At 54.6% G+C, this 1,267-nt stretch carries 1 pseudogene; it reads right to left on the bottom strand.

The annotated features are described in order from the left end of the window. Nucleotides 1–1,267: pseudogene (locus GS398_RS22120) on the bottom strand (DUF6443 domain-containing protein); the annotation flags it as partial.

Here is a 1,267-nt window from a genome sequence, read left to right as displayed (position 1 = left end):
AGCGAATTGCGGGGAGGAGCTGGTCTTAAGCCAGCCTCTGGGATTGTAAGCATAGGCTGTGGTCTGCAAGCTGTCGTGCAGGCTCTTCTGCTTCAGCTGGCCGGTCTCGTTATATTCAAGATCGGAGAGCGTCACTTCATTGCCGGAATTGATCTTTTCAAACGCATTCTTCTTCCGACCCCAGGCATCATATTCGTTTCGGATGACAACAGTTACACTGCCGTTACTGCTGGTGTGGCTCCTGTTCGAGGTGAGCAGCTCGCCGGTGAAGCTGTAGGCGTTGTTCACGATATCGGTGCCGGCCAGGTGGTTCTGGCTTTTGCTCTGGATTACCCGGCCTTCGCTATCATAATAATTCACCGATAACAGCATGGTGCCGCTGCCAAGAATGTTTACCCTGCCACCGGTCGGAAGCCCGCGTACGAACGTACTTTGTCCAGCTCCCGGCGCTCCGAAACTGTTGCCGTAAAAGCCGTAATCGTCAAAGTAAGAAACCGTGTGATAGCGGTCGATGCCGCTGGTGGGCAGGCTGGCATTGGAATAACCGGTGCCGGTGCCGGAAGTATTGGCATCGTCGCGGGTTTCCCAAAGCGCGCTTTGGGCGTTCACGCTGCTTTGCCAGGTATCCCTGGAAGAAGAACTGGAGGCGATGCCGGTCAGGATGTTCCGCCCGAGCGCATCATATTTACTGAACAACCATTTACCGTTATCCCGCTGCACGGAATCCTGGGTCATCACCAGCTGATCGAGCTTATTGTAAACCAGGTAATCCCATCCTTTGCCGGGGATCCTTTTCTCAATGAGGCGATTTCTTCCGTCATAACGGTACTGGTAGCAGAAACCGTCGAGCGACGTTTGGCCGATGCTGCTGCCATCGGGATCTGCGCCCGGGGGCAGCACGAAGCTTAAATTGCCAAGATCATCGTAAATATAGTAGGTGGAAAGCTTTACGCTTTCATCTTTCCATGCACGCTTCAAAACGATACGGCCTTCTTTGTCTTTATATTCTTCGACCGTACCGGCGTTGCCGCTTGTCCAGTTCTCATCTTTGCTGATGGCGAGGTATAACTGGCTGGCATCATAGTTCCCGGCCGTTGTAAGATGCCGCTTATGTTCCTGTCCGCTCGTACTGACTTCCTCCGCTCTCCAGAGCCGCACTGAGCGGTCGCCCGAGGCGGAATTGGTGCCGTATTCCGTCTTTGTCGTATGGCCTGAGCCGGAGATCGAGGTGCTGTACGGCTGCCAGGGATCGCCCGGGGCGCCTTGT

The sequence above is a fragment of the Hufsiella ginkgonis genome, assembly GCF_009834915.1.
Taxonomy (GTDB): Bacteria; Bacteroidota; Bacteroidia; order Sphingobacteriales; family Sphingobacteriaceae; genus Hufsiella; species Hufsiella ginkgonis.
Note: the sequence above shows the minus strand (reverse complement) of the source record. Positions and strands in the feature narration are given on the sequence as shown.